A 24,361-nucleotide genomic window follows, 5' to 3' on the forward strand; every position below is an offset into this window, starting at 1 on the left:
TCGTCATCGGCGCGGAAGCCTCGACCGGCGAAAGTCGGCGTGCAGGCGGGGGCGGCGCATTCAGCGGATGGCGACCGGGTTGACGTTGACCTGGGTGGAGCCGACGTACAGCGGTTGGCCGAGCACGAACAGGAACTCCCAGGCCTGGTCGCGCACCAGCGCACGGCTGTCGATCAGTTCCAGGTTGTAGATGCCGCGCTTGGCGAGCATGTACTGGTTGACCGGGAACTCGTCCTTGCCCTGCGGGTTCGGATAAACCTCCGAGGCCCAGGTGTCACCGCCGAAGGCGACGATGCCCTGGTCGGCCAGCCACTTCGCGGCCTCCATCCCGATGCCCGGTTCCACGCCGAGGAATTGCTCGTTGTCCTTGCCGATCAGCTCCAGCCAGCCGGTGTTGAACAGCACCACATCCCCCTTGCGCAAGGCCAGACCTTGCTTCTTCAGCACCGCCTGGATGTCGGCCACGCTGAACTCCGTGCCGCCCGGGACGATGGCCTTGCCGTAGTGCGCGGTCATGTCCAGCACCACTCCACGCGTCACCATCGGCGGTACTTTCTCGACGCCGAGCCGGGTGACGCCATCGACGGTCACGAAATCGGCGGCCCTGTTGCCGTTGTAGTAGAGGTTGTCGATGCCGATGTGGCCGATCCCATTGAGCTGGGTGCCAACGCCGGTCCAGGCGTTCACCAGTTCATCGTTGAACGTGAACTTGTTAGGCCCCAGCGACTTGCCGGCCTGCTGCCCGACCTGCACGTTGTACAGGCGGAAGCTGCGATGGCGGAACGCTGGAAGGTTCTTGTCCACGGGTACGGCCAGCGGATACGTCTTACCCACCTTGACCAGTCCGACCGCCTGCCTAACCACATCCGGGGTCAGCAGGTTGGCGGCGCCGATCTCATCCTCCGGACCGTAGGCGGAGGGATACCAGCCGGACGCTGAAGCGGCCTGCATGGCAAGCGGCAGCAGGGCCGCCAGGGCGAATCTCGAAAAGGTCTTCATGAGGTATCTCCTGTGTTCCTTCAGGCCGCGTTGGCGGCCAGATGGATGAAGGTGGCGTAAGGCGTCGAGGCCGATGCTGAATCCAGTAGGCGAGAGCGGGACGGCATCGGTCCTCAATCCCAGCGGGGGGACAGGCCCTTGGGGTCGACCTCGCGCCCGTTGCGTTCCAGCCGCGCGATCCTGGCCATGTCGTCGGCGTCCAGGCGCAGTTCGCGGGCCAGCAGGTTGCTGGCCAGGTTCTCGCGCCTGGTCGAGGAGGGAATCACTGCGTGGCCCAGTTGCAGCGCCCAGGCCAGCGCCACCTGGGCGATGGTGGCCTGGTGCTTGTCGGCGATCTGCGCCAGCTCCGGGTCCTGGAGGACCTTGCCGTAGGCCAGGGTCATATAGGAGGTGACGGCGATGCCCTGTTCTTCCAGGAAGGCAACCAGTTTGCGGCTCTGCAAGTAGGGGCTGAGTTCGATCTGGTTGGTGGCGATCTCGCCCTTGCCGACCGCGGCGATGGCCTGCCTGGTCAGTTCGATATTGAAGTTGGAGAGACCGATCTGGCGGGTCAGGCCCAGCGCCTTGGCTTCGGCCAGCGCGGCCATGTATTCGGCCAGCTCGACGCCGTTGCCCGGCGCCGGCCAGTGGATCAGCGTCAGGTCCACGTACTCGGTGCGCAGCTTCTTCAGGCTCTCGCGCAGGCTGGGAACCAGCTTGTTCCGGGCGTAGTTGTCCGTCCAGATCTTGGTGGTGATGAACAGCTCGGAACGTTCGATGCCGCTCTCGGCGATGGCTTGGCCGATCTCGGCCTCATTGCCGTAGATCTGAGCGGTATCGACCGCGCGGTAGCCGAGGTCCAGTGCATGACGCAGCGAATCAATGACAGTCTGGCCGGTCAGCCGGAAGGTGCCGACGCCGAAGGGAGGAACACGCATGAGGGACTCCTGCGAAGGGTGAGGGAATGTGACGGTTGTGGTCAGGCGAGAGCGGGCCCGGGCGAGGCCGCGCGCCGATCCAGACGGCCGGACAAGGCCGTGAGCCCCAAGGCAGCCAGCGTCACGACCGCGGCGATCCACGGAGCCTGGGCCAGGCCGGTCAGCGCGTTCAGGATCGGCGCGCCGATGGCGACGCCGAGCGCACAGAGGCTGACCAGAAGGCCGGCGGAGGGCAGTGAGACGCCGAGATCGGCGGCGATGGTCGGGATCAGGCCGGCGATGGCGAATTCGGTCGTACCGATGGCGAAGGCCGCCAGGGTCAGGGCGAGCAGTGCAAGGGGCATGGCTGCGATCCGGTGAGTTAAGCAGTGGTTCGCAGTGTGCGGGGATTACATTTGCAGATTAAGCGCTGTATCGGCCAAATTTATTTGATTAAAAATCAAGAATATGGGCGGCTGGTGTCGTTGTTCTGCGGGCAGACGCCCGACGTGCGCCACTGCAGGCGAAGCGATTCGGCGCAGGAAGACGTCAAAAATTCTGCGATCTGCACCGTCCCAGTGCTGAAAGTCTTGCGGATTCCAGCGCTGGACTAAGCTTTCGGCAGTCCCCGACCGAAGGTCCGTCCCATGAGCGAACCCCTCCTCAGCTTCGACGAACTCAAGAAGGCCGTTGCCAGCGGCGAGATCGATACGGTGCTGGCCTGCATGGTGGACATGCAGGGGCGATTGGTGGGCAAGCGGTTCCAGGCCGAGTTCTTCGTCGACAGCGCCTTCGAGGAAACCCACTGCTGCAACTACCTGCTGGCCGACGACATCGACATGGAGCCGGTGCCGGGCTACGCCGCCGCCAGCTGGAGCAAGGGTTACGGCGACTTCGTGCTGAAACCGGACATGGGCACCCTGCGTCGGGTGCCCTGGCTGGAATGCACGGCCCTGGTGCTCTGCGATGTGCTCGACCATCACCACCGCGAAGACCTGCCCCACAGCCCGCGGGCCATTCTCCGCAAGCAGGTGGCGCGGCTGGCCGAACGCGGCTATGTCGGCATGTTCGCCTCGGAGCTGGAGTTCTACCTCTTCGACGAGAGCTACGAGGCCATCCACCGGCGCAACTACAGCCATCCGAAGACCGCGTCGCACTACATCGAGGACTACAGCATCCTCCAGACCACCCGCGAGGAGCCGGTGCTGCGCGCCATCCGCAAGCACCTGCAGGCCTGCGGCGTGCCGGTGGAGAATTCGAAAGGGGAGTGGGGACCGGGGCAGGAGGAGATCAACGTCCGCTACGCCGACGCGCTGACCATGGCCGACCGCCATGTACTGATCAAGCACGCCTGCAAGGAGATTGCCCACCAGCAGGGCAAGTCCATCACCTTCATGGCCAAGTGGCGCTACGACCTGGCCGGCTCCAGCTGCCATGTGCACAGCTCGCTGTGGGACAAGCGCGGTAAAAAGCCGCTGTTCTTCGACGGCCGGAACGAGTTCGGCATGTCGAAGCTGATGCGCGGCTGGGTCGCCGGCCAGCTCAGCTACGCCAGCGAGATCACCTATTTCCTCGCGCCCTACATCAACTCCTACAAGCGCTTCCAGGCCGGCACCTTCGCCCCGACGCGAGCGGTATGGAGCCGCGACAACCGCACCGCCGGCTTCCGCCTCTGCGCCGAGGGCAGCAAGTCGGTACGCATCGAGTGCCGCATCGGTGGCGCTGACCTGAATCCCTACCTGGCTTTCGCCGCGTTGATCGCCGCAGGGTTGGCCGGCATCGATGAGCAGCTCGAACTGGGCAAGCCGTTCGAAGGCGATGCCTACATCGACGATCAGTTGCCAGAGGTGGACAAGACCCTGCGCGACGCCACCGCCGCCCTCAAGGGCTCAGTCATGTTGCGCAAGGCCTTCGGCGACGAGGTGGTCGATCACTACGTGCACACCGCCGAGTGGGAGCAGAAGGAATACGACCGGCGCATCACCGACTGGGAGTTGCAGCGCGGTTTCGAGCGCTATTGAGACGGACGGTGCTGTCGCGCCTGACGGCGCTCCGCAGGGTGGACCGGTGTCGCCTGGTCCACCCGAACGCTCCAGCCTCGGCGTGGATGACTTTTTTCATTCACCCAAGACGCCGAGGGGGGCTCCTCAGAGCTTGATCAGCACCGACTTCAGCTCGGTGTAATGTTCGATGGCTGCCGCGCCCATCTCGCGACCGACGCCGGAGAGCTTGTAGCCGCCGAAGGGCAGGGCCGGGTCGAGGGCGCTGTGGCAGTTGACCCACACCGAGCCGGACTTGATGCGCGGCACCATGCGGTGCACCGCCGAGAGGTCGTTGGACCAGATGCTGGCGCCCAGGCCGTAGGGGTTGTCGTTGGCCAGGCGCACCGCCTCGTCGAGGTCGTCGAAGGGCATGGCCACCAGCACCGGGCCGAAGATTTCTTCCTGCACCAGGCGGTGTCTTTGGTCGACGTCGACGATCACCGTCGGCTTGACGAAGTAGCCGGGACCGAAGCCTTCGCCGCCGCAGGCGATGGTGGCGCCCAGTTCGCGGCCCAGTTCGATGTAGCCGGTGACGCGGTCCTGCTGCTTGGCGGAGATCAGCGGGCCCATCTGTACGCTGGGGTCCAGGCCGTTGCCCAGTTTCATGCCGTTGGCGATGCCGGCGATGTCGGCAACCACGTTGTCGAAATGCTTGCGGTGCACGTAGAGACGCGAGCCGGCGCAGCAGACCTGGCCCTGGTTGAAGAAGATCGCGGTGGCGGCGCCGGCGGCGGCTTCCTGCAGGTTGGCGTCGGGCATGACGATGGTCGGCGACTTGCCACCCAGTTCCAGGGTCACGCGGGTCATGTTGTCCATGGCCGCCTTGCCGATCTGTTTGCCGACCTCGGTGGAGCCGGTGAAGGTCAGCTTGTCCACGCCGGGGTGGCGGGTGAGGGCGACGCCGGCATTGAGGCCGGTGCCGGTGACCACGTTGAACACCCCAGCCGGGTAGCCTGCCTCCAGCACCAACTCGGCCAGCTTGAGGGCGGTCAGCGGGGTTTCGTCGGCGGGCTTCAGCACCAGGGTGCAGCCGGTGGCCAGGGCCGGGCCGAGCTTCCAGCAGGCCAGCAACAGGGGGAAGTTCCAGGCGACGATGGCGCCGACCACGCCCACCGCCTCGCGGCGGATGTAGCCGTGGAACTGGTCATTGGGCATCAGCGGCAGGGACGGATCGACCGTGGTCCCTTCGATTTTGGTGGCCCAGCCGGCCATGTAGCGAAGGAAGTCGATGGCCAGTTGCACGTCCATCACCTGGGCCACGGCGGCGCTCTTGCCGTTGTTCAGGCATTCCAGCTCGGCCAGTTCCTGGGCGTCGCGCTCCATCAGGTCGGCCAGGCGCCACAGCAGGTTCTGCCGTTCGCGCGGACGCATGCGGCTCCAGGCCGAGTCGTCGAAGGCCTGGCGGGCCGCCTGCACGGCACGGTCCACGTCATCGGCCGTGGCGGAGGGCACCTCGCCGAGGACTTCACCGGTGGCCGGGTTGCGGAATCTCATGGTGGCGCCGCTGGCGGCGTCCTGCCATTCGGAGCCGACCAGCATCTTCAGCGGGCGATTGAGGAAGGCGCGGGTCTGGGGAAGGACGGGCAGATCGAGGAGCATGGGAAGTGCCTCTGTTCGTTGGAGTTGTTCCCCACTTTCGCAACCGCCATGCCAAGGCCGTTTTTACCTTGTAACCAATTGATTGATAAACATTTTGTGGGGCATTCCGCGGGGTTCTCCCACGCTGCGCTGTTGCAGTTTGAGACGGCCTGAGACGCGTCTGGAACAGTGGCGCCGTCTACCTTTGTCAGGGAACTCCGGCCCAGTCTCAGCCTGGAACAGTCTGTCGCGAAATTAGACGGCGGGGCCCTTGGCCAACATCCCCCTCAGGTCGGAGTTTTTAGAATAAGCCGTTGTAATAAAAGGACTTTCATCGGCATGGCACACATTATGTATTTGCCGTGACAGCTGCACCCGCTCCGCCGTGGGGTGCAAACCATAAGAACAACACCGTGGAGGTCTGACCTTGAAGACGACTCGACTCCGGCAGCACGCGGGCACCCTGGCACTGGCCATGGCGTCCCTGGTGTTCGCCCAGGCCCAGGCAGCGGAGGAGGGGCCGGCCCTCCTCAAGTCCAAGTGCATGGGTTGCCACATCCCCGAGGGCAACGATTCCTACAGCCGCATCAGCCACCAGCGCAAGACGCCCGAAGGCTGGCTGATGAGCATCGCGCGCATGCAGGTGATGCATGGCCTCTCGATCAGCGATGACGATCGCCGCACCCTGGTCAAGTACCTCGCCGACACGCAGGGCCTGGCGCCCAGCGAGACGGACGGCGTGCGCTACGCCATGGAGCGCCGGCTGAACACCGTCGAGCAGTTCGACGATCAACTGAGCCAGATGTGCGGCCGCTGCCACTCCGGTGCCCGTGTCGCCCTGCAGCGCCGTCCCGCCAAGGAGTGGGAGCACCTGGTGAACTTCCACCTCGGCCAGTGGCCGTCCCTCGAATACCAGGCCCAGTCCCGCGACCGCGACTGGCTGGAGATCGCCCTCAAGGACACCGTGCCGGACCTGGCCAAGCGCTTCCCCCTGGAAAACCAGGCCTGGGCCGATTGGCAGAAGGCCAAGCCGAAGGCAGGCAGCTTGCCGGGGCAGTGGAGCTTCAGCGGCCATATGCTCGCCAAGGGGGATGTGCGCGGCGTGATGACGGTGACGGCCGGCGCTGGCGATACCTTCACGGTCGAGGTGAAGGGCCAGTACGCCGACGGCACGCCGTTCAACGGCAGCGGCTCGGCGATCCTCTACAACGGCTATGAGTGGCGCGGCAACCTGAAGGTCGGCGACACCAGCATGCGCCAGGTCTTCGCCGCCCTGAACGGTGAGATGAAGGGGCGCATGTTCGAGGCCGAGCACGACGAGCGTGGCCTGGACTTCAGTGCCGCGAAGGACGGCAACGCCAAGCTGCTGGCGGTGCAGCCGGGCCACCTCAAGGCCGGCAGCGAGGCCGAGCTGACCCTGGTGGGCAGCGGCCTGTCCGGCACGCCGGACTTCGGCTCGGGTGTGGACGTGGTGAAGGTGCTGGAAGTGTCCCCCAAGCAGATCCGCGTCAAGGTCAAAGCCGCTGCCGATGCGGCGCCGGGCATGCGCCACGTGGCCCTGGGTGAACTCAAGGGCGTTGACCTGGCCGTCTACAAGGACATCAGCGAGGTGAAGGTGGTGCCGGAGTTCTCCATCGCCCGCGTCGGCGAGAACGGTGGCTCCACGCCCAAGGTACAGGGCCGCTTCGAGGCCGAGGCCTGGGGCAAGGGCGCCGACGGTCAGCCCTACCGCATCGGTTACCTGCCGGCGAAGTGGTCGGTCGAGCCTTTCGACGAGCGCGCCAGGGAAGACGAGGACGTGAAGTACGCCGGCGTGATGCAGAAGGACGGCGTGTTCGTGCCCGGCGGCGCCGGTCCGAACCCGGAACGCAAGATGATGACCAACAACGCCGGTAACCTGAAGGTGATCGCCGAGTTGGAGGAGGGCGGCCACAAAGGCGAAGGCCACCTGATCGTCACCGTACAGCGCTGGAACAACCCGCCGCTGCCATGACGCCACGGCTCGGGCGGGGCGTCGCTCCGCCCGGCTTCGCAACGACGATTGGGATGAATTCCGGGAGGTCGCCATGGGCGCAATCTTGAATCTGGTCGAACGCAACCTGCACGAAGTGCGGGTGGATGCCGACCGCATGCTGTTCCATATCCCGAGCAGCTCGCTGTTCGCCGCCGACGAAGTCACCGGCGGCATCATCGACGCCCTGCGCCAGCAGAGCTGCTCGTCCGAGGACCTGGTGCAACGCCTGGCCGGGCGTTTCGCCGGTCAGGACATCAATGAAACGCTGCGCGAGCTGATCGCGCTGGAAGTGGTCAGCGACGGTTCGCCGCTGACGCCGGAAATCGGCCTGAAGAAGGTCGAGCGCACGGCGCTGAATACCGTGGTGCTGAACGTCAATACCGGCTGCAACCTGAGTTGTACCTACTGCTACAAGGAAGACCTGGACAAACCCGCCGCCGGCAAGAAGATGGGCGCGGAAACCGCCGAGGCCTCGGTGGAAATGCTGCTCAAGGAATCGCCTGACGAAGAGCGCTACAGCGTGGTGTTCTTCGGCGGCGAACCGCTGTCCAACCGGCCGCTGATCGAGCACATGGTGGACTACTGCGAGCGGCGCTTCGCCGAAGCCGGCAAGCAGGTGGAGTTCATCATGACCACCAATGCCACGCTGCTCACCGAAGAGATCATCGACTACCTCAACGCGCATCGTTTCGGGCTGTCGGTGAGCATCGACGGGCCGAAGACGGTGCATGACCGCAACCGCATCACCGTGGGCGGGCAGGGCACCTACGACGTGGTGCGGCGCAAGGTGGACCTGCTGCTGTCGCGCTACCGCAGCCGCCCGGTGGGCGCACGGGTGACCCTGACCCGCGGCATCACCGATGTCGAGACCATCTGGAACCACCTGTTCAACGAGCTGGGATTCGCCGAGGTCGGCTTCGCCCCGGTCACTTCCGGGGACATGGCCGACTTCAACCTGACCGGCGAGGAGCTGGTGGAGGTTTTCGCCAATATGAAGGCCCTCGGCCGGCGCTACCTGGACGCCGCCCTGGAGCACCGCAACATCGGTTTCTCCAACCTGCACCAGTTGATCACCGACATCCACGAAGGCCACAAGAAGGCGCTGCCCTGCGGCGCTGGCCTGAAGATGCTGGCGGTGGACCACAAGGGTGAGCTGAACCTCTGCCACCGTTTCACCGGTTCCAGCCTGCCGACCTTCGGCAACGTGCACAGCGGGGTGAAGCAGGCCGAGCTGAACGACTTCCTCTCCCAGCGCCTGGACCGCAGCGGCACCGGCTGCGACAGCTGCCGCATCCGCAACCTGTGTTCCGGCGGCTGCTACCACGAGAGTTACGCCCGCTACGGCGACCCCACTCACCCGACCTATCACTACTGCGAGCTGATGCGCGACTGGGTGGACTTCGGCATCGAGGTCTACAGCCGCATCATGGCCGTCAATCCGGCCTTCATCAGCAGCTACATCTCTCCGCGGAAGGCGCACTGACATGAAACATCTGAAGCCGCTCAACAACAAAGCGCAACTGCTCGAAAAAGCCGCAGCCGAAGATCGCATCGAGGACGTCATGGCCATGAGCGCGGTGGCCGGCTGCACCGCCACCACTGACCCGGGCTGGGAAGTGGACGCCTTCGGCGGGGTGGCCTCCCTCTGCCAGCCGATGGAAGCCGACCTTTACGGCTGCTCCGACCCGTGCTGGTGGCCGGCCCAGGTGCCCGACATGATGAGCACCTACCCGGACTGGAACGCCCAGGCGACCAATTCCCAGGAGGATTGGCGCAACCTCGGCACCGTATTCCCCAAAGACAAATGACCGGCGACAAGAACAAGAGGGATAAGCGCATGAAACTGAACACCATCGCCAGCCTGGCGACCGCCGTCGCCGGACTCGCACTGGGTGCCCAGGCCTGGGCCGCCAGCGAAGCCGGCCCGGCGCTGAAGGCCGGTCATGAATACATGATCGCCACCAACTACCCGAACAACCTCCACGTGGTCGACCTGGCCACCGACCGCCTGTACAAGACCTGCCGCCTGCCCGACGCCTTCGGCCCCGGCACGGCGATGATGGCGCCGGACAACAAGACCGCGTTCATCCTCAACAACCACTTCGGCGATCTCTACGGCGTCGACCTGGACGACTGCAAGACGGTGTTCCACGCCAAGCTGTCGCAGAAGCCGGGGGAGAAGGCGCGCTCGATGTTCTCCTTTGCCTTGAGCCCGGACGGCAAGGAGCTCTACACCACGGTCAACCCCACCGAGATGCTCAATGATCACTACGTGGTCAAGCAGCCGCGCCTGGAGGTCTACGATACCAGCGCGGGCCTGGACGCCAAGCCGGTGCGCAGCTTCCCCATGCCGCGCCAGGTCTACCTGATGCGCGCGGCGGACGACGGCACCCTCTACGTGGCCGGGCCGGACATCTACAAGATGGATGTGAAGACCGGCAAGTACGAGGTGGCGGTACCGGGCCGCAACTGGCAGCGGCCGCTCTACAGCGCACCGGATGTGCTCTACTTCTGGCCGCACCAGACCAGCTACCACGAGTTCTCGATGCTCTACACCACGGCCAAGTTCAAGGATGACAAGCAGGACCTGGCCACTGCTGACTTCGTCTATGGCTACGTCAGCATCGACCTGAAGACCGGCAAAAGCACCGTGCAGGACTTCGCGCCGTTGACCGAGCTGTACTTCACCGGCCTGCGTTCGCCGAAGGACCCGAACCTGATGTTCGGCGTGCTCAATCGCCTGGCCAAGTACGACATCAAGGAGCAGAAGCTGATCAAGGCGGCCAACCTGGATCATTCCTACTACTGCGTCGCCTTCAATACCCAGGGCAGCAAGCTGTACCTGGCCGGCACCTTCAACGACATCGCGGTGTTCGACCCGGACAGCCTGGAGAAGATCGGCAACATCAAGCTGCCGGGCGGCGACATGGCGATCACCACGACTCAGGTGTTCGTGAGGTAAGGGCAGGGCCTTTGCAGGTTCTTCTTGCGGGGGCGACTTCAGTCGCCAAGGGCAGCGCAGCTGCCCCCTTCCACCTGAATGGCAGGACTGCGTCCTGCATGGCGAATGAATTCGCCCCCACAGGAAAAGCGGCCCCAGCATCAGGAAGCGCTGAACCCGACTTCGACCAATGGGTCACTAGACAGGAAAACAGGCTTTATTTACCTTTACGTTTACGTAAAGGTAAATAAAGCCGATTACGTCATTCACAGCTGTATCCCAGTACAACGACAAGAAGGGAAAGCCATGACTCAGCAGAGCTACACCCGGGGGCGGCAGGACAAGGACCTGCTCGCCATGACCATCGGCGCGGCATTCGATGCCACGGTTGCCCAGTTCCCCGAGCGCGAAGCGCTGGTGGTGAAGCACCAGAACCTGCGCTACAGCTGGAAGAGTCTGGCCGAGGCGGTGGACCGCCACGCCCGCGCCTTGCTTGCCCTGGGGCTGAACAGCGGCGACCGTCTCGGCATCTGGGCGCCCAACTGCGCCGAGTGGTGCATCACCCAGTTCGCCAGCGCCAAGATCGGCGCCATCCTGGTCAACATCAACCCGGCCTACCGCAGCAGTGAACTGGAGTACGCGCTCAAGCAGTCCGGCTGCCGCTGGGTAATCTGCGCCGACGCCTTCAAGACCTCCGACTACCACGCCATGCTGCTGGGCCTGGTTCCCGAACTGGCCAGCGCCGAGCCGGGCCAGCTCGCCAGCGAGACGCTGCCGGAACTGCGCGGGGTGGTCAGCCTGGCTTCGAACCCGCCGGCCGGCTTCCTGCCCTGGGCCCGCTTGCAGGAGAAGGCGGGGGAGGTGAGTGAAGAGGCCCTCGCCGAACGCCAGGCCAGCCTGCAGTTCGACGACCCCATCAACATCCAGTACACCTCCGGCACCACCGGCTTCCCCAAGGGGGCCACCCTCAGCCACTACAACATCCTCAACAACGGCTACATGGTCGCCGAGAGCCTGGGCCTCACCGAACAGGACCGCCTGGTGATCCCGGTGCCGCTGTACCACTGCTTCGGCATGGTAATGGGCAACCTGGGCTGCATGACCCACGGTTCCACCATGATCTACCCGGGCGATGCCTTCGACCCGCTGACCACCCTGCGTGCGGTGTCCGAGGAGAAGGCCACCGCCCTCTACGGCGTGCCCACCATGTTCATCGCCGAGCTGGATCACCCGCAGCGCGCCGAGTTCGACCTCTCCAGCCTGCGCACCGGCATCATGGCCGGCGCCACCTGCCCGATCGAAGTGATGCGCCGGGTGATCAACGAGATGCACATGAGCGAAGTGCAGATCGCCTACGGCATGACCGAGACCAGCCCGGTGTCCCTGCAGACCGGCCCGGAAGACGAGCTGGAACTGCGTGTGACCACCGTCGGCCGCACCCAGCCGCACCTGGAAAGCAAAATCGTCGACGCCGAGGGCCGCATCGTCCCGCGCGGCACCATCGGCGAACTCTGCACCCGTGGCTACAGCGTGATGCTGGGCTACTGGAACAACCCCCAGGCCACTGCGGACTCCATCGACCCGGGGCGCTGGATGCACACCGGCGACCTCGCCTCCATGGACGACAACGGCTACGTGTGCATCGTCGGCCGCAGCAAGGACATGATCATCCGTGGCGGCGAGAACATTTACCCGCGCGAGCTGGAGGAGTTCTTCTTCACCCACCCGGCGGTGGCCGACGTGCAGGTGATCGGCATCCCCTGCAGCAAGTACGGCGAGGAAATCGTCGCCTGGATCAAGTTCCACCCCGGCCACACCGCGACCGAGGACGAACTGCGCGCCTGGGCCAAGGAGCGCATCGCCCACTTCAAGGTGCCGCGCCATTTCCGCTTCGTGGATGCCTTCCCCATGACCGTGACCGGCAAGATCCAGAAGTTCCGTATGCGCGAAATCAGCATCGAGGAACTGACCCCGCCCAAGGACGACAAGGTGAAGGCGATCCGCTGAGGCACCAGGGTAGGGCTCTTCGCTCTTCTGTGGGGGCGAATTCATTCGCCAAGGGCAGCGCAGCTGCCCCATGGGAAGCAAAAGGGCAGGGCTGCGCCCTGCTTGGCGAATGAGTTCGCCCCTACAATGGCCGTTTCATCCGACGTCGCTACCCCAAGGGAGCCCATGACAGGCCCGTCCACCGAGAAAGGCACCATCTCCGTCCACCTGGTCCACGAAGCCCTGCTGGAACTGCGCCAGCGGGGCTTCGACGATTCAGGGCTGCTGCGTCAGGCCGGCATTTCCGCCGAACTGCTGGCCAAGCCCTATGGGCGGGTGTCGTCGCAGGCCTATGGCCAACTCTGGCTGCTGGTCGCCCAGGCGATGGACGATGAGTTCTTCGGCATGAATCCGCGGCGGATGAAGTCCGGCAGCTTCGCCTACCTGACCCGCCAGGCGGTCAAGGAGCCCACGCTGGGGGCTGCCCTTGACGTGACCCTGGGCTTTCTCGACCTGGTGTTCGACGGTTTCTCGCCTCGCCTGGCGCGACACGGCGGGCTTGCGGAAATCACCCTGGACGAGGCCGACGGCCAGCACGCTCGGGCCTTCGGTTACTTCACCCTGTGGCTCATGGTCCACGGCCTGATGTGCTGGCTGGCCGGACGGCGCATCCCCATTCTCGGGGTCGACCTGCGCTGTGCGGCGCCGGACTACATCGAAGACTACCGGGTGATGTTCAGCACCAACCTGCGGTTCTCCCGCCCGCAGAGCCGCCTGCTGTTCAACCCCGAGTGCCTGGAGCTGCCGGTGCGCCGCAGCTCCCGCGACCTCAAACGTTTCCTCGGCGGCCTGCCGGCGAACATCCTGGTGCGCTACCGCGATCCGCAGAGCCTGGCGGCACGCGTCCGCGCCTACCTGCGCAGCCTCAAGCCCGAGCGCTGGCCCGACCTGGATGCGCTGTCCGGGCATTTCTACATGGCGCCTTCCACCCTGCGCCGCAAACTGTCCCAGGAAGGGCAGACCTACCAGGGCCTGAAGGACCAGGTGCGGCGCGACTTGGCCATCGCCCGTCTGGACAGCGGCGAGGGCAACTTCACCGAGCTGGCTTTCGAGCTGGGCTTTGCCGACACCAGCGCCTTCTACAAGGCCTTCAAGAAGTGGACCGGCTCCACGCCCGGCCAATACCGCACGCTGATCCATCCCGACTCAAGTTGAGACGGGTTTGCGCCGTTTTATAGAAGGGCGCGCGACGTACGCGCCCGAACACCGACTGAAGCACACAGGACCCAGACCCATGTCCCTCAACCGACTCTCCATCCAGTGGAAGATCACCCTGCTGGCCGGCCTCTGCCTGCTGGCCATCGTCGCCGTGCTGATTGGCGTCTCGCTCTACCGAATGGGGGCCTCCACCGAGCTGGTCAAGGCCAACAGCGCGCAGATGCTCGAAGCCTCCGCCCGCGAGCGCATGGAGGGAGAGGGCAAAGTGCAGGCGCTGACGATCCAGCGCTACTTCCTGTCGGCGTACCAGGATGGCCTCAACTTCACCCGCCAAGTGGTGCAGCAGCGCAGTCAGGCACAGTCGCTGGGCATGGACAACCAGGCCCTGCGCGCCAGCCTGCACCAGCAGGTCAAGGAAGCGCTGCAGGCCAACCCGCAGCTGCTCAGCCTCTACCTGGTGTTCGAGGCCAACGCCCTGGACGGCAATGACGCCCTGTTCGTCAATCGCGCGGAGCTGGGCAGCAATGAGATGGGTCGCTTCTCCACCTACTGGGCCCAGCGCGGCGGCGAGCTGACCAGCCTGGCGCCCACCGAGGCGATGATCAGCGACGCCACCCCGATGCTCGACGGCAGCCCCTTCAACACCTGGTTCAACTGCCCGAAGCAGACCCGCAAGCCGTGCCTGCTGAACCCCTACTTCGACGATGCCTCGGGGCAGAAGACCCTGATCACCACGCTCACCTACCCGGTGTTCGAGAACGGCCAGGTGATCGGCGTGGCGGGCATGGACATCAGCCTGAGCAACCTCCAGGAGCTCGCCAGCGGTGGCAGCGCCGGCCTCTACGACGGCCAGGGCGCCATCAGCATCCTCAGCCCGGCGGGCCTGCTCGCCGGCCACAGCAAGGACGCCGGTCAGCTCGGCCAGGGCCTGGCCAAGGTACAGCCGGCGGCGGCCAGCGAGCTGCTCCAGCTGCAGCGTCAGGGTCGGGCCCATGAGCGCCAGGCCGATGGCAACCTGCAGGTGCTGGCTCCGCTGCAGCCGATTCCGGATTCCAAGCCCTGGGCGGTGCTGCTGGACGTGCCAATGCAGGTCCTGCTCAAGCCTGCCCGCGAACTGCAACAGGACCTGGACGCGCGCAACGCCCAGGGCACCTGGCTGGAGCTGTTGTTCGGCCTCGCCGCTGCCGTGGTCGGCCTGCTGCTGGTGTGGCTGACCGCCCGTGGCGTGACCCGGCCGATCCTCGGCGTGGCGGGCATGCTCAAGGACATCGCCAGCGGCGAAGGCGACCTGACCCGCCGCCTGGACTATGCCCGCCAGGACGAACTGGGCGAGCTCGCCGGCTGGTTCAACCGTTTCCTCGACAAGCTGCAGCCGGTGATCGCCGACGTGAAGCGCTCCGTGCAGGACGCCCGTGGCACCGCTGACCAATCCGCCGCCATTGCCAGCCAGACCAGCGCCGGCATGCAGCAGCAGTACCGCGAAGTGGACCAGGTGGCCACCGCCTCCAACGAGATGAGCGCCACCGCCCAGGACGTGGCCCGCAGCGCCGCCCAGGCTGCCGAAGCCGCGCGCGGTGCCGACCACGCCACCCGCGAGGGCCTCGGTGTGATCGGCCGCACCACCAGCGCCATCGAACAACTGGCCAGCGAGATGAGCGCGGCGATGGATGAGGTCCAGGCCCTCGCCAGCAGCAGCGAGCAGATCGGTTCAGTGCTGGAAGTGATCCGCGCCATCGCCGAGCAGACCAACCTGCTGGCGCTCAATGCCGCCATCGAAGCGGCCCGCGCCGGCGAGGCCGGACGCGGCTTCGCCGTGGTGGCGGACGAGGTGCGCAACCTGGCCAAACGCACCCAGGATTCAGTGGAAGAAATCCGCCAGGTGATCGAAGGCCTGCAGCACGGCACCCGCGAGGTGGTCGGCTCGATGCACAGCAGCCACCGCCAGGCCCAGGGCAGCGTGGAACAGGTGGAACAGGCGGTCGCGGCGCTGCAGCGCATCGGCGACGCGGTGACGGTGATCACCGACATGAACCTGCAGATCGCCTCGGCCGCCGAGGAACAGAGCGCGGTGGCCGAGGAAATCAATCGCAACGTGGCGGCGATTCGCGACGTCACCGAATCCCTCTCCGGCCAGGCCGAGGAATCGGCCCAGGTCAGCCAGGCCCTGAACCGCCTGGCCAACCACCAGCAGGGGTTGATGGACCAGTTCCGCGCCTGAGGCGCGGAACCTCCGACACGAACCCTGTAGGGGCGAATTCATTCGCCAAGCAGCCCGCAGGGCTGCCCCGGGCGACCGACTGCGCAGGGTGGATGACGCTGTTTTCATCCTCCGGCGGCGTCATGCCGGCCTGCCGACGGCAAGCCGTCCGTAGCCGCGATCTCATTCGCGATTGCCAGCCCCCAGCGTCCCTCACCCCAGCCCTCTCCCATAGGGAGAGGGCGCTATCTGTGCCACCGCCATTGCGCACGGCGCACCGTACGGCCAACTCCCTCCCTGTCAAAACCGCTCACCCAGGTTGATGCCTTTCGACATTGCCGCCTTGCCCGGTCGGCGCGACCATCCCGGTACTCCAACAAAAACAACCTGGGAGGCCCACCCGATGCGCGATTACTTCAGCGCCGCCCGCGCGTTCGATTACGCCAGCGCCGCGTCCACCACCCTGGCCGGGGAACTCGATGCGCTCAATGCCTGTATCGAATGCTGCGACCGCCATGCCGGCAGTGGGCGCGTCGCCCTGGTCTGGGAGGGGCGCAACGGCGAGCGTGCCACCTGGACCTTCGATCAGCTCAAGGAAGCCTCCGCGCGCTTCGCCAACCATCTGGCCAGCCGTGGCATCGGCGCCGGCGACTGCGTCTCGGGCCTGCTGCCGCGCACCCCGGAACTGCTCATCATCGTCCTCGGCACCTGGCGCGTCGGCGCCGTGTACCAGCCGCTGTTCACCGCCTTCGGCCCGAAGGCCATCGAGCACAGGGTGCAGGGCGCCGGTTCGAAGCTGGTGGTCACCGATCTCGCCAACCGGCCCAAGCTGGACGAGGTGGACGGCGCGCCGCCGGTGCTGACCCTGGGCGACGATTTCTGGACTGAACTCGAACGCCAGCCGGCCGACTTCGAGCCCGTGCTGCGCAAGGCCTCCGACCCCTTCCTGCTGATGTTCACCTCCGGCACCACCGGCCTGGCCAAACCGCTGGCGGTGCCGCTCAAGGCCATCGTTGCCTTCGTCAGCTACCTGCGTGATGCGGTGGACCTGCGTCCCGACGACAAATTCTGGAACCTGGCCGATCCGGGCTGGGCCTACGGCCTCTACTACGCGGTCACCGGCCCGCTGGCCATGGGGCATGCCACCACCTTCTTCGAGGGCGGTTTCACGGTGGAGAGTACCTGCCGGATCATCCGCGAATACGGCATCACCAACCTCGCCGGCTCGCCCACCGCCTACCGCCTGCTGCTGGCCGCCCGCGACGAAGTGGAGGCCGCCATCAAGGGTCGGCTGCGCGCCGTCAGCAGCGCCGGCGAACCCCTGACGCCGGAAGTCATCCGCTGGTTCGGCGAAGGCCTCGGCTGCACCATCCACGACCATTACGGCCAGACCGAACTGGGCATGGTGCTGTGCAACCACCACGCCCTGGAACACCCGGTGCGCCTCGGCGCCGCCGGTTTCGCCATGCCCGGCCACCGCGTGGTGGTGCTGGACGAGCAGCAGCGCGAGCTGCCCGCCGGCCAGCCCGGCATCCTCGCCCTGGACATGCCGCGCTCGCCGCTGTTCTGGTTCCCCGGCTATCAGGGCCTGGAAACCCGCGCCTTCGTCGGCGACTACTATCTGAGTGGCGATACCGTTGAATTGAACGAGGACGGCAGCATCAGCTTCGTCGGCCGCGCCGATGACGTGATCACCACCTCCGGCTACCGGGTCGGTCCCTTCGATGTGGAGAGCGCGCTGATCGAGCACCCGGCGGTGATCGAGGCGGCGGTGATCGGCAAGCCCGACCCGGAGCGTACCGAACTGGTCAAGGCCTTCGTCGTGCTGCAGGCCGGCCACGAGGCCGACGATGTCCTGGCCGAGGCGCTGCAGCAATACGTGCGCAAGCGCCTGTCCGCCCATGCCTATCCGCGCGAGATCGAGTTCGTCGCGGAACTGCCCAAGACCCCGAGCGGCAAGATCCAGCGTTTCCTCCTGCGCAACCAGGAAATCGCCAAGGCCCAGGCGGCCGCCGCTCACTGATCCCGAGGAGTCAACAACGTGCGTATCGAGAATTCCGTTTTCCTGGTCACCGGCGGCAGTTCCGGCCTCGGCCTGGCCACCGCCCGCGAGCTGGTGGGGCAGGGCGGCAAGGTGGTGCTGGTGGACATCAACGCCGAAGCCGGCGCAGCCAGTGCCGGGGAACTGGGCGCCAACGCCCGCTTCGTCAAGGCCGACATCACCCGTGAAGAGGATGGCCGCGCGGCGGTGGCCGCCGCCCTGGACGCCTTCGGCGGCCTGCACGGGCTGGTCAATTGCGCCGGCGTGGCACCGGCCGAGAAGGTCGTCGGCCGCAATGGCGCCCACGGCCTGGAAAGCTTCGCCCGGACGATCAACATCAATCTGGTGGGCAGCTTCAACATGCTGCGTCTGGCCGCCGAAGCCATGGCCCAGGGGCAGCCCAACGACGAGGGCGAGCGCGGCGTGATCATCAACACCGCCTCGGTGGCGGCTTTCGATGGACAGATCGGCCAGGCCGCCTATTCCGCCTCCAAGAGCGGCGTGGTCGGCATGACCTTGCCCATCGCCCGTGAACTGGCGCGCTCCGGCATCCGCGTGATGTGCATCGCCCCCGGCATTTTCGAGACGCCGATGATGGCTGGCATGCCCCAGGAAGTCCGCGACTCCCTCGGCGCCGCCGTGCCCTTCCCGCCGCGCCTCGGCCGTCCCACCGAATACGCCGCGCTGGTGCGCCATATCGTCGAGAACACCATGCTCAATGGTGAAGTGATCCGCCTCGACGGCGCCATCCGCATGGCCGCCAAGTAAGGAGAACGCCATGAACAATGATCCCATCGTAATCGTCAGCGCCGCCCGCACGCCCATGGGCGGCTTCCTCGGCGACTTCAAGGACCTGAGCGCCGCCCAGCTCGGTGCCGCCGTCAACCGGGCCGCGCTGGAGCGCGCCGGGCTCGCCGCCGACGCGGTGGACGAAGTCCTCATGGGCTGCGTGCTGCAGGCGGGCCAGGGCCAGGCCCCGGCGCGCCAGTCCGCCCTTGGCGCCGGGCTGCCCCAGGGCGTGGTCTGCTCCACGGTGAACAAGATGTGCGGCTCCGGCATGAAGACCGTGATGCTCGGCCATGACCTGCTGCTGGCCAGTAGCGCCGATGTGGTGCTGGCCGGCGGCATGGAAAGCATGTCCAACGCGCCCTACCTGCTGGAGCGTGCTCGTTCCGGCTACCGCATGGGCCACGGCAAGGTGCTCGACCACATGTTCCTCGACGGCCTGGAAGACGCCTACGACAAAGGCCGCCTGATGGGCACCTTCGCCGAGGACTGCGCCCAGGCCTACGGCTTCACTCGCGAACAGCAGGACGCCTTCGCCATCGCCTCCCTGACCCGTGCGCAGAAGGCCATGACCGAGGGCCGATTCACTGCCGAGATCGTGCCGGTGGAGGCGAAATCCGGCCGCGACCTGGTGACGGTGAGCCAGGACGAACAACCGCCCAAGGCGCGCCTGGACAAGATTCCGACCCTGAAACCGGCCTTCCGCGAAGGTGGCACCGTCACCGCCGCCAACTCCAGTTCCATCTCCGACGGCGCCGCATCGCTGCTGCTGATGCGCCTGTCCGAGGCCGAGAAACGCGGCCTGACGCCGCTGGCGCGCATCGCTGGCCACGCCTCCTTCGCCGGGGCGCCGAACCTCTTCACCACCGCGCCGGTGGGGTCCATCCAGCGCCTGTTGGCGCGTACCGGCTGGAGCCTGGGCGAGGTGGACCTGTTCGAGATCAACGAAGCCTTCGCGGTGGTGCCGATGGTGGCCATGCGCGACCTGGACATTTCCCACGACACGCTCAACGTCCACGGCGGCGCCTGCGCCCTGGGCCACCCCATCGGCGCTTCCGGCGCGCGGGTGCTGGTGACCCTGCTCAATGCGCTGACTCAGTACGACCTCAAGCGCGGCGTGGCGTCGGTGTGCATCGGCGGCGGCGAGGCGACCGCGGTCGCCATCGAGCGCCTGTAAGGAGAGCCTGATGATCCCCAACGAAGACGAAATCCAGATCCGCGACATGGCGCGGCAGTTCGCCCAGGAACGGCTGAAACCCTTTGCCGAGTCCTGGGACCGCGAGCACCGTTTCCCCGCCGAGGCCATCCGCGAGATGGCCCAGCTGGGCTTTCTCGGCATGCTGGTGCCGGAAGCGTGGGGCGGTGCGGCCACCGGTCACCTGGCCTACGCCATGGCGCTGGAGGAGATCGCCGCTGGCGATGGCGCCTGCTCCACCATCATGAGCGTGCACAACTCGGTGGGCTGCATGCCCATCCTCAAATACGGCAGCGAGGAGCAGAAGCAGCGCTTCCTGCGCTCGCTGGCCGAAGGCAGCATGATCGGCGCCTTCGCCCTCACCGAGCCCCAGGCCGGCTCCGACGCCAGCGACCTGCGCACCCGCGCCCGCCGCGACGGCGACCATTACGTGCTGAACGGTGCCAAGCAGTTCATCACCTCCGGCAGCCACGCGGGCATGGTGATCGTCTTCGCCGTCACCGATCCGCAAGCCGGCAAGAAGGGCATCAGCGCCTTCATCGTCCCCACCGACACCCCCGGCTATCAGGTGGTGCGGGTGGAGGACAAGCTCGGCCAGCATGCGTCGGACACCTGCCAGATCCAGTTGGACGAGGTGCGCATCCCGGCGTCCCTGCGCCTGGGTGAGGAGGGCGAGGGCTATCGCATTGCCCTGTCCAACCTCGAAGGCGGGCGCATCGGCATTGCCGCACAGTCGGTCGGCATGGCCCGCGCGGCCTTCGAGGCGGCGCGGGACTACGCCCACGAGCGCAAGACCTTCGGCAAACCGATCATCGAGCACCAGGCGGTGGCCTTCCGCCTGGCCGACATGGCCACCCAGATCGCCGTGGCGCGGCAGATGGTCCACCACGCCGCCAGCCTGCGGGAAGCCGGCATGCCCTGCCTGACCGAAGCCTCCATGGCCAAGCTGTTCGCCTCGGAAATGGCCGAGAAGGTCTGTTCGGCGGCCATCCAGACCCTGGGCGGCTACGGCTACCTCAAGGACTTCCCGGTGGAGCGCATCTACCGCGACGTGCGTGTGTGCCAGATCTATGAGGGCACCAGTGACGTGCAGCGCATGGTGATCGCGCGCAGCCTTTGAGCCCTGGGGCCGCTGCGCGGCCCTTTCGCGAATGAATTCGCCCCCACAAGGGAAGTGCCGTTCCTCTGTGGGGGCGATTTCAATCGCTATGCAGGTCGTAGACCTGCCCCATCCCTCGCAAAGGAACCTCCCATGACCTACCAGACCCTGCTGGTGGAGCAGGCCGGCGCCGTCGGCCTGGTCACCCTCAATCGCCCCGACGCGCTGAATGCCATCAACAGCCAGCTGATCGACGAGCTGAACCAGGCGCTCGACACCTTCGAGCGCGACGCCGCCATCGGCTGCGTGCTGATCACCGGTTCCACCAAGGCCTTCGCTGCCGGCGCCGATGTGAAGGAAATGGCGCCGCTGTGTTTCCCCGGCACCTACCTGGACGACTTCCTCGGCCGCTGGGATCGGGTCGCCCAGCGGCGCAAGCCGATCATCGCCGCCGTCGCCGGCCACGCCCTGGGCGGTGGCTTCGAGCTGGCGCTGATGTGCGACTTCATCATCGCCGCCGACAATGCACGGTTCGGCCTGCCGGAAGTGAAGCTGGGGGTGATCCCCGGTGCCGGCGGCGTGCAGCGCCTGACCCGTCTGGTGGGGCGCGCCAAGGCCATGGAGATGCTGCTCAGCGGCCGCAGCATGGACGCCGCCGAGGCCGAGCGCAGCGGCGTGGTGGCGCGGGTGGTGCCGGTGGGTGAATTGCTGGAGCAGGCCCTGGACAGCGCCAAGCGCATCGCCGCGCAATCGCGCACGGCGGTGATGATGCTCAAGGAGTGCGTCAACCGGGTGGACGAAGGCTCACTCGGGGAGGGCCTGCGCTTCGAGCGGCGGATGTTCCAGGCCGTGTTCGCCACCCCGGACCAGAAGGAAGGCATGGGTGCCTTCATCGACAAGCGCAAGCCGGCGTTCGGGCGCTGAAGTTGCCGCTGTGGCTTTTCACTGTGGGAGCGAATTCATTCGCGAAAGGGCTGCGCAGCAGCCCCGGTTAAAGAACGGCAACCCTTCGGGCTGCAATCGCGATTGAAATCGCTCCCACAATGCCAATTGCCGATGGCAATCACGCCCTTTCCTTCTGCTCCTGCGCCGTCACCTGCTGGCAGATCTCGATGATCTGCTCGCGCATCCAGCGGTTGGCCGGGTCCTGGTCGGTGCTCTCGTGCCAGTAGAGGTGGGTTTCCAGGGAGGGCACATCGTTCACCGGCAGGTCCACGTAGTGCAGGTCCTGGCGGCGGGCGAAGCGTTCGGGAACGGTGATGGCCAGATCGGTGCCATGCAGCACCGTGGAAGCCATCAGGTAGTGCTGCGAGCGCAGGGTGACCTTGCGCTGGATGCCCATCTTGCCCAGTGACAGGTCCACGTAGCCGAGGCCGCTGCGGCGGCTGGAGATGTGGATGTGGGACAGCGACAGGTATTCGTCCAGGCTGATCTTGTCCTTGGCCAGCGGGTGGCCGCGGCGCATGGCACAGACGTAGCGGTCCTCCATCAGCTTCACGTGGCGCACCTGGGGGTCGGTGTTGAGTGGTGCGTCCACGGCGAAGTCCAGGCGGCCGGCGGCCAGTTCCTTGGTGGTTTCCCGGCGCTTGGCCAGGAAGCTCTCGATCTGCACGGTCGGCGCCAGGCGGCGCAGGCGCTGGAACAGCGGCGGCAGGATCACCGTCTCGGTGAGGTCGGTCATGCTGATGCGGTAGGTCTTGTTCGCCTGGGCCGGGTTGAAGGTGCGGCTTTCCTGCACCGAAACGCGCAGCAGCTGCAGGGCATTGCGAACCGGACCAATGATGTTCTGCGCCATGGGCGTGGGCACCATGCCCTGGGCCGTGCGCACGAACAGCGGGTCGTTGAAGGTTTCGCGCAGTCGGGCGAGGGCGTTGGAAACGGCGGGCTGGGTGATGCCGACGATCTGGCCGGCGCGGGTCAGGTTGGCCTCGGTGTAGATGGCGTCGAAGACGATGAAGAGGTTGAGGTCTACCTTGTTCAGATTCATGCCGGACGTGCTCCTCGGAGTTGTTCTTATCAACGGGCCATATATCGGTGATGAATGTTCATAGATGCCGAAAATAGACTAGGGAAATCTTACGCCCTGTTCTAGCATCCTTACCAGACCTCACTCACAGACCCCGCAAAAGGTAGCCCCGCATGGATTTCGCCTATTCCCCGAAGGTCCAGGAACTGCGTGAACGCGTCACCGCATTCATGGACGCCCATGTCTATCCGGCCGAGCCGGTATTCGAGCAGCAGGTTGCCGAGGGCGACCGCTGGCAGCCCACTGCGATCATGGAAGAACTCAAGGCCAAGGCGAAGGCCGAGGGGCTGTGGAACCTGTTCCTGCCGGAGTCCGAGTACGGCGCCGGCCTGACCAACATGGAATACGCCCCGCTGGCGGAGATCATGGGCCGCTCCCTGCTGGGTCCGGAGCCCTTCAACTGCTCCGCGCCGGATACCGGCAACATGGAAGTGCTGGTGCGCTACGGCAACGAAGCACAGAAGCGCCAGTGGCTGGAGCCGCTGCTGCGCGGCGAGATCCGCTCCGCCTTCGCCATGACCGAGCCGGGCGTGGCTTCGTCCGACGCCACCAATATGGAAGCCCGTGCCGAACGCCAGGGTGACGAGTGGGTGATCAACGGCCGCAAGTGGTGGACCTCCGGCGCCTGCGATCCGCGCTGCAAGGTGATGATCTTCATGGGCCTGTCCAACCCCGATGCGCCGCGCCACCAGCAGCACTCGATGATCCTGGTGCCCACCGACGCGCCCGGCGTGAAGATTCTCCGCCCGCTGCCGGTGTTCGGTTACGACGACGCGCCCCACGGCCACGCGGAAGTGGTCTTCGAAAATGTCCGCGTACCTTACGAGAACGTGCTGCTGGGCGAGGGCCGTGGCTTCGAAATCGCCCAGGGCCGCCTCGGCCCGGGTCGAATCCACCACTGCATGCGCTCCATCGGCATGGCCGAGCGTGCCCTGGAACTGATGTGCAAGCGCGCCGTCAGCCGCACCGCCTTCGGCCGGCCGCTGGCGCGCCTGGGCGGTAACGTCGACAAGATCGCCGACTCGCGCATGGAAATCGACATGGCCCGCCTGCTGACGCTGAAGGCCGCGTACATGATGGACACCGTGGGCAACAAGGTGGCCAAGAGCGAGATCGCCCAGATCAAGGTGGTGGCGCCCAATGTCGCCCTGCGGGTGATCGACCGTGCCATCCAGATCCACGGCGGCGCCGGCGTCTCCAACGACTTCCCGCTGGCCTACATGTACGCCATGCAGCGCACCCTGCGCCTGGCCGACGGCCCGGACGAAGTGCACCGCGCGGCCATCGGCAAGTACGAGATCGGCAAGTACGTGCCCCGGGAAATGCTGCGCAGCAGTCATTGA

17 protein-coding genes and 3 pseudogenes are annotated in these 24,361 nt (G+C 66.0%); 15 read left to right on the forward strand and 5 right to left on the reverse strand.

The features are described 5' to 3' along the window. Positions 1-60: 60 nt before the first annotated feature. From PJW05_RS12615 to PJW05_RS12625, 3 genes and pseudogenes are all read right to left on the reverse strand, one after another. Positions 61-999: a cyclase family protein gene (locus PJW05_RS12615; protein ID WP_271412034.1), complete on the reverse strand. Its 939-nt coding sequence runs from the start codon at positions 997-999 to the stop codon at positions 61-63. 113 nt (positions 1,000-1,112) lie between these two features. Beyond that, the gene (gene dkgB, locus PJW05_RS12620; protein WP_271412035.1) at positions 1,113-1,916 is read right to left on the reverse strand and encodes a 2,5-didehydrogluconate reductase DkgB; all 804 of its coding nucleotides are present in this window, start codon (positions 1,914-1,916) and stop codon (positions 1,113-1,115) included. 155 nt (positions 1,917-2,071) lie between these two features. Further along, positions 2,072-2,260, reverse strand: a pseudogene (locus tag PJW05_RS12625) (MFS transporter); the annotation flags it as partial. A gap of 282 nt (positions 2,261-2,542) precedes the next feature. On the opposite strand from PJW05_RS12625, the gene PJW05_RS12630 reads away from it, so the two are divergent. Beyond that, positions 2,543-3,916, forward strand: coding sequence for a glutamine synthetase family protein (locus tag PJW05_RS12630; RefSeq protein WP_271412036.1), 1,374 nt, complete (start codon positions 2,543-2,545; stop codon positions 3,914-3,916). A gap of 126 nt (positions 3,917-4,042) precedes the next feature. Here PJW05_RS12630 and PJW05_RS12635 read toward each other — a convergent pair whose 3' ends face one another. After that, a complete protein-coding gene (locus tag PJW05_RS12635; RefSeq protein WP_271412037.1) occupies positions 4,043-5,536 on the reverse strand; it encodes an aldehyde dehydrogenase family protein in 1,494 nt (497 codons plus the stop codon). Between the two features lie 454 nt (positions 5,537-5,990). Between PJW05_RS12635 and peaA the strand changes: the two genes are divergently transcribed. The 13 genes and pseudogenes from peaA (at position 5,991) to PJW05_RS12695 (ending at position 21,916) form a co-directional block, all read left to right on the forward strand. After that, the gene (gene peaA / locus PJW05_RS12640) at positions 5,991-7,508 is read left to right on the forward strand and encodes a quinohemoprotein amine dehydrogenase subunit alpha (protein ID WP_271412215.1); all 1,518 of its coding nucleotides are present in this window, start codon (positions 5,991-5,993) and stop codon (positions 7,506-7,508) included. Positions 7,509-7,581: 73 nt separating this feature from the next. Continuing rightward, entirely contained in the window at positions 7,582-9,012 is a 1,431-nt protein-coding gene (gene peaB / locus PJW05_RS12645; protein ID WP_271412038.1) for a quinohemoprotein amine dehydrogenase maturation protein, read from the forward strand. A 1-nt stretch (position 9,013) separates the two neighbouring features. Then, positions 9,014-9,337 (forward strand): quinohemoprotein amine dehydrogenase subunit gamma, encoded by a 324-nt coding sequence (gene qhpC / locus PJW05_RS12650; RefSeq protein WP_271412039.1) that lies wholly within the window; start codon positions 9,014-9,016, stop codon positions 9,335-9,337. Between the two features lie 29 nt (positions 9,338-9,366). After that, complete coding sequence (gene peaD, locus PJW05_RS12655; RefSeq protein ID WP_271412040.1) at positions 9,367-10,491, forward strand: quinohemoprotein amine dehydrogenase subunit beta; 1,125 nt, start codon at positions 9,367-9,369, stop codon at positions 10,489-10,491. Between the two features lie 285 nt (positions 10,492-10,776). Continuing rightward, the gene (locus PJW05_RS12660; RefSeq protein WP_271412041.1) at positions 10,777-12,477 is read left to right on the forward strand and encodes an AMP-binding protein; all 1,701 of its coding nucleotides are present in this window, start codon (positions 10,777-10,779) and stop codon (positions 12,475-12,477) included. Between the two features lie 165 nt (positions 12,478-12,642). Beyond that, a complete protein-coding gene (locus tag PJW05_RS12665) occupies positions 12,643-13,671 on the forward strand; it encodes an AraC family transcriptional regulator (protein ID WP_271412042.1) in 1,029 nt (342 codons plus the stop codon). 373 nt (positions 13,672-14,044) lie between these two features. Next, positions 14,045-14,986: pseudogene (locus tag PJW05_RS26755) on the forward strand (PDC sensor domain-containing protein); the annotation flags it as partial. 387 nt (positions 14,987-15,373) lie between these two features. Continuing rightward, positions 15,374-15,892, forward strand: a pseudogene (locus PJW05_RS26760) (methyl-accepting chemotaxis protein); the annotation flags it as partial. 382 nt (positions 15,893-16,274) lie between these two features. Then, the gene (locus tag PJW05_RS12675) at positions 16,275-17,894 is read left to right on the forward strand and encodes an acyl-CoA synthetase (protein ID WP_271412044.1); all 1,620 of its coding nucleotides are present in this window, start codon (positions 16,275-16,277) and stop codon (positions 17,892-17,894) included. 18 nt (positions 17,895-17,912) lie between these two features. Next, positions 17,913-18,680, forward strand: a complete 768-nt coding sequence (locus tag PJW05_RS12680; RefSeq protein WP_271412045.1) for a 3-hydroxyacyl-CoA dehydrogenase — start codon at positions 17,913-17,915, stop codon at positions 18,678-18,680. Positions 18,681-18,690: 10 nt separating this feature from the next. After that, the gene (locus tag PJW05_RS12685; protein ID WP_271412046.1) at positions 18,691-19,875 is read left to right on the forward strand and encodes an acetyl-CoA C-acyltransferase; all 1,185 of its coding nucleotides are present in this window, start codon (positions 18,691-18,693) and stop codon (positions 19,873-19,875) included. A gap of 10 nt (positions 19,876-19,885) precedes the next feature. After that, positions 19,886-21,013, forward strand: a complete 1,128-nt coding sequence (locus PJW05_RS12690; protein WP_271412047.1) for an acyl-CoA dehydrogenase family protein — start codon at positions 19,886-19,888, stop codon at positions 21,011-21,013. 132 nt (positions 21,014-21,145) lie between these two features. Further along, complete coding sequence (locus tag PJW05_RS12695) at positions 21,146-21,916, forward strand: enoyl-CoA hydratase-related protein (protein WP_271412048.1); 771 nt, start codon at positions 21,146-21,148, stop codon at positions 21,914-21,916. A 139-nt stretch (positions 21,917-22,055) separates the two neighbouring features. Here the strand turns inward: PJW05_RS12695 and PJW05_RS12700 are convergent, their stop codons facing one another. After that, complete coding sequence (locus PJW05_RS12700) at positions 22,056-22,979, reverse strand: LysR family transcriptional regulator (RefSeq protein WP_271412049.1); 924 nt, start codon at positions 22,977-22,979, stop codon at positions 22,056-22,058. A gap of 152 nt (positions 22,980-23,131) precedes the next feature. Here PJW05_RS12700 and PJW05_RS12705 point away from each other — a divergent pair, with 152 nt between their 5' ends. Beyond that, positions 23,132-24,361, forward strand: a complete 1,230-nt coding sequence (locus PJW05_RS12705; RefSeq protein WP_271412050.1) for an acyl-CoA dehydrogenase — start codon at positions 23,132-23,134, stop codon at positions 24,359-24,361.

The sequence above is a fragment of the Pseudomonas sp. Q1-7 genome (assembly GCF_028010285.1).
Lineage (GTDB): Bacteria > Pseudomonadota > Gammaproteobacteria > Pseudomonadales > Pseudomonadaceae > Metapseudomonas.

Bases quoted from the DNA above. Each gene is read 5' to 3' on its own strand.
- peaB (WP_271412038.1), top strand. From the start codon at position 7,582: ATGGGCGCAATCTTGAATCTGGTCGAACGCAACCTGCACGAAGTGCGG.
- peaD (WP_271412040.1), top strand. From the start codon at position 9,367: ATGAAACTGAACACCATCGCCAGCCTGGCGACCGCCGTCGCCGGACTC.
- dkgB (WP_271412035.1), bottom strand. From the start codon at position 1,916: ATGCGTGTTCCTCCCTTCGGCGTCGGCACCTTCCGGCTGACCGGCCAG.
- PJW05_RS12615 (WP_271412034.1), bottom strand. From the start codon at position 999: ATGAAGACCTTTTCGAGATTCGCCCTGGCGGCCCTGCTGCCGCTTGCC.
- PJW05_RS12690 (WP_271412047.1), top strand. From the start codon at position 19,886: ATGATCCCCAACGAAGACGAAATCCAGATCCGCGACATGGCGCGGCAG.
- PJW05_RS12665 (WP_271412042.1), top strand. From the start codon at position 12,643: ATGACAGGCCCGTCCACCGAGAAAGGCACCATCTCCGTCCACCTGGTC.
- qhpC (WP_271412039.1), top strand. From the start codon at position 9,014: ATGAAACATCTGAAGCCGCTCAACAACAAAGCGCAACTGCTCGAAAAA.
- PJW05_RS12685 (WP_271412046.1), top strand. From the start codon at position 18,691: ATGAACAATGATCCCATCGTAATCGTCAGCGCCGCCCGCACGCCCATG.
- PJW05_RS12675 (WP_271412044.1), top strand. From the start codon at position 16,275: ATGCGCGATTACTTCAGCGCCGCCCGCGCGTTCGATTACGCCAGCGCC.
- PJW05_RS12695 (WP_271412048.1), top strand. From the start codon at position 21,146: ATGACCTACCAGACCCTGCTGGTGGAGCAGGCCGGCGCCGTCGGCCTG.
- PJW05_RS12660 (WP_271412041.1), top strand. From the start codon at position 10,777: ATGACTCAGCAGAGCTACACCCGGGGGCGGCAGGACAAGGACCTGCTC.
- PJW05_RS12700 (WP_271412049.1), bottom strand. From the start codon at position 22,979: ATGAATCTGAACAAGGTAGACCTCAACCTCTTCATCGTCTTCGACGCC.
- PJW05_RS12630 (WP_271412036.1), top strand. From the start codon at position 2,543: ATGAGCGAACCCCTCCTCAGCTTCGACGAACTCAAGAAGGCCGTTGCC.
- PJW05_RS12705 (WP_271412050.1), top strand. From the start codon at position 23,132: ATGGATTTCGCCTATTCCCCGAAGGTCCAGGAACTGCGTGAACGCGTC.
- PJW05_RS12635 (WP_271412037.1), bottom strand. From the start codon at position 5,536: ATGCTCCTCGATCTGCCCGTCCTTCCCCAGACCCGCGCCTTCCTCAAT.
- peaA (WP_271412215.1), top strand. From the start codon at position 5,991: ATGGCGTCCCTGGTGTTCGCCCAGGCCCAGGCAGCGGAGGAGGGGCCG.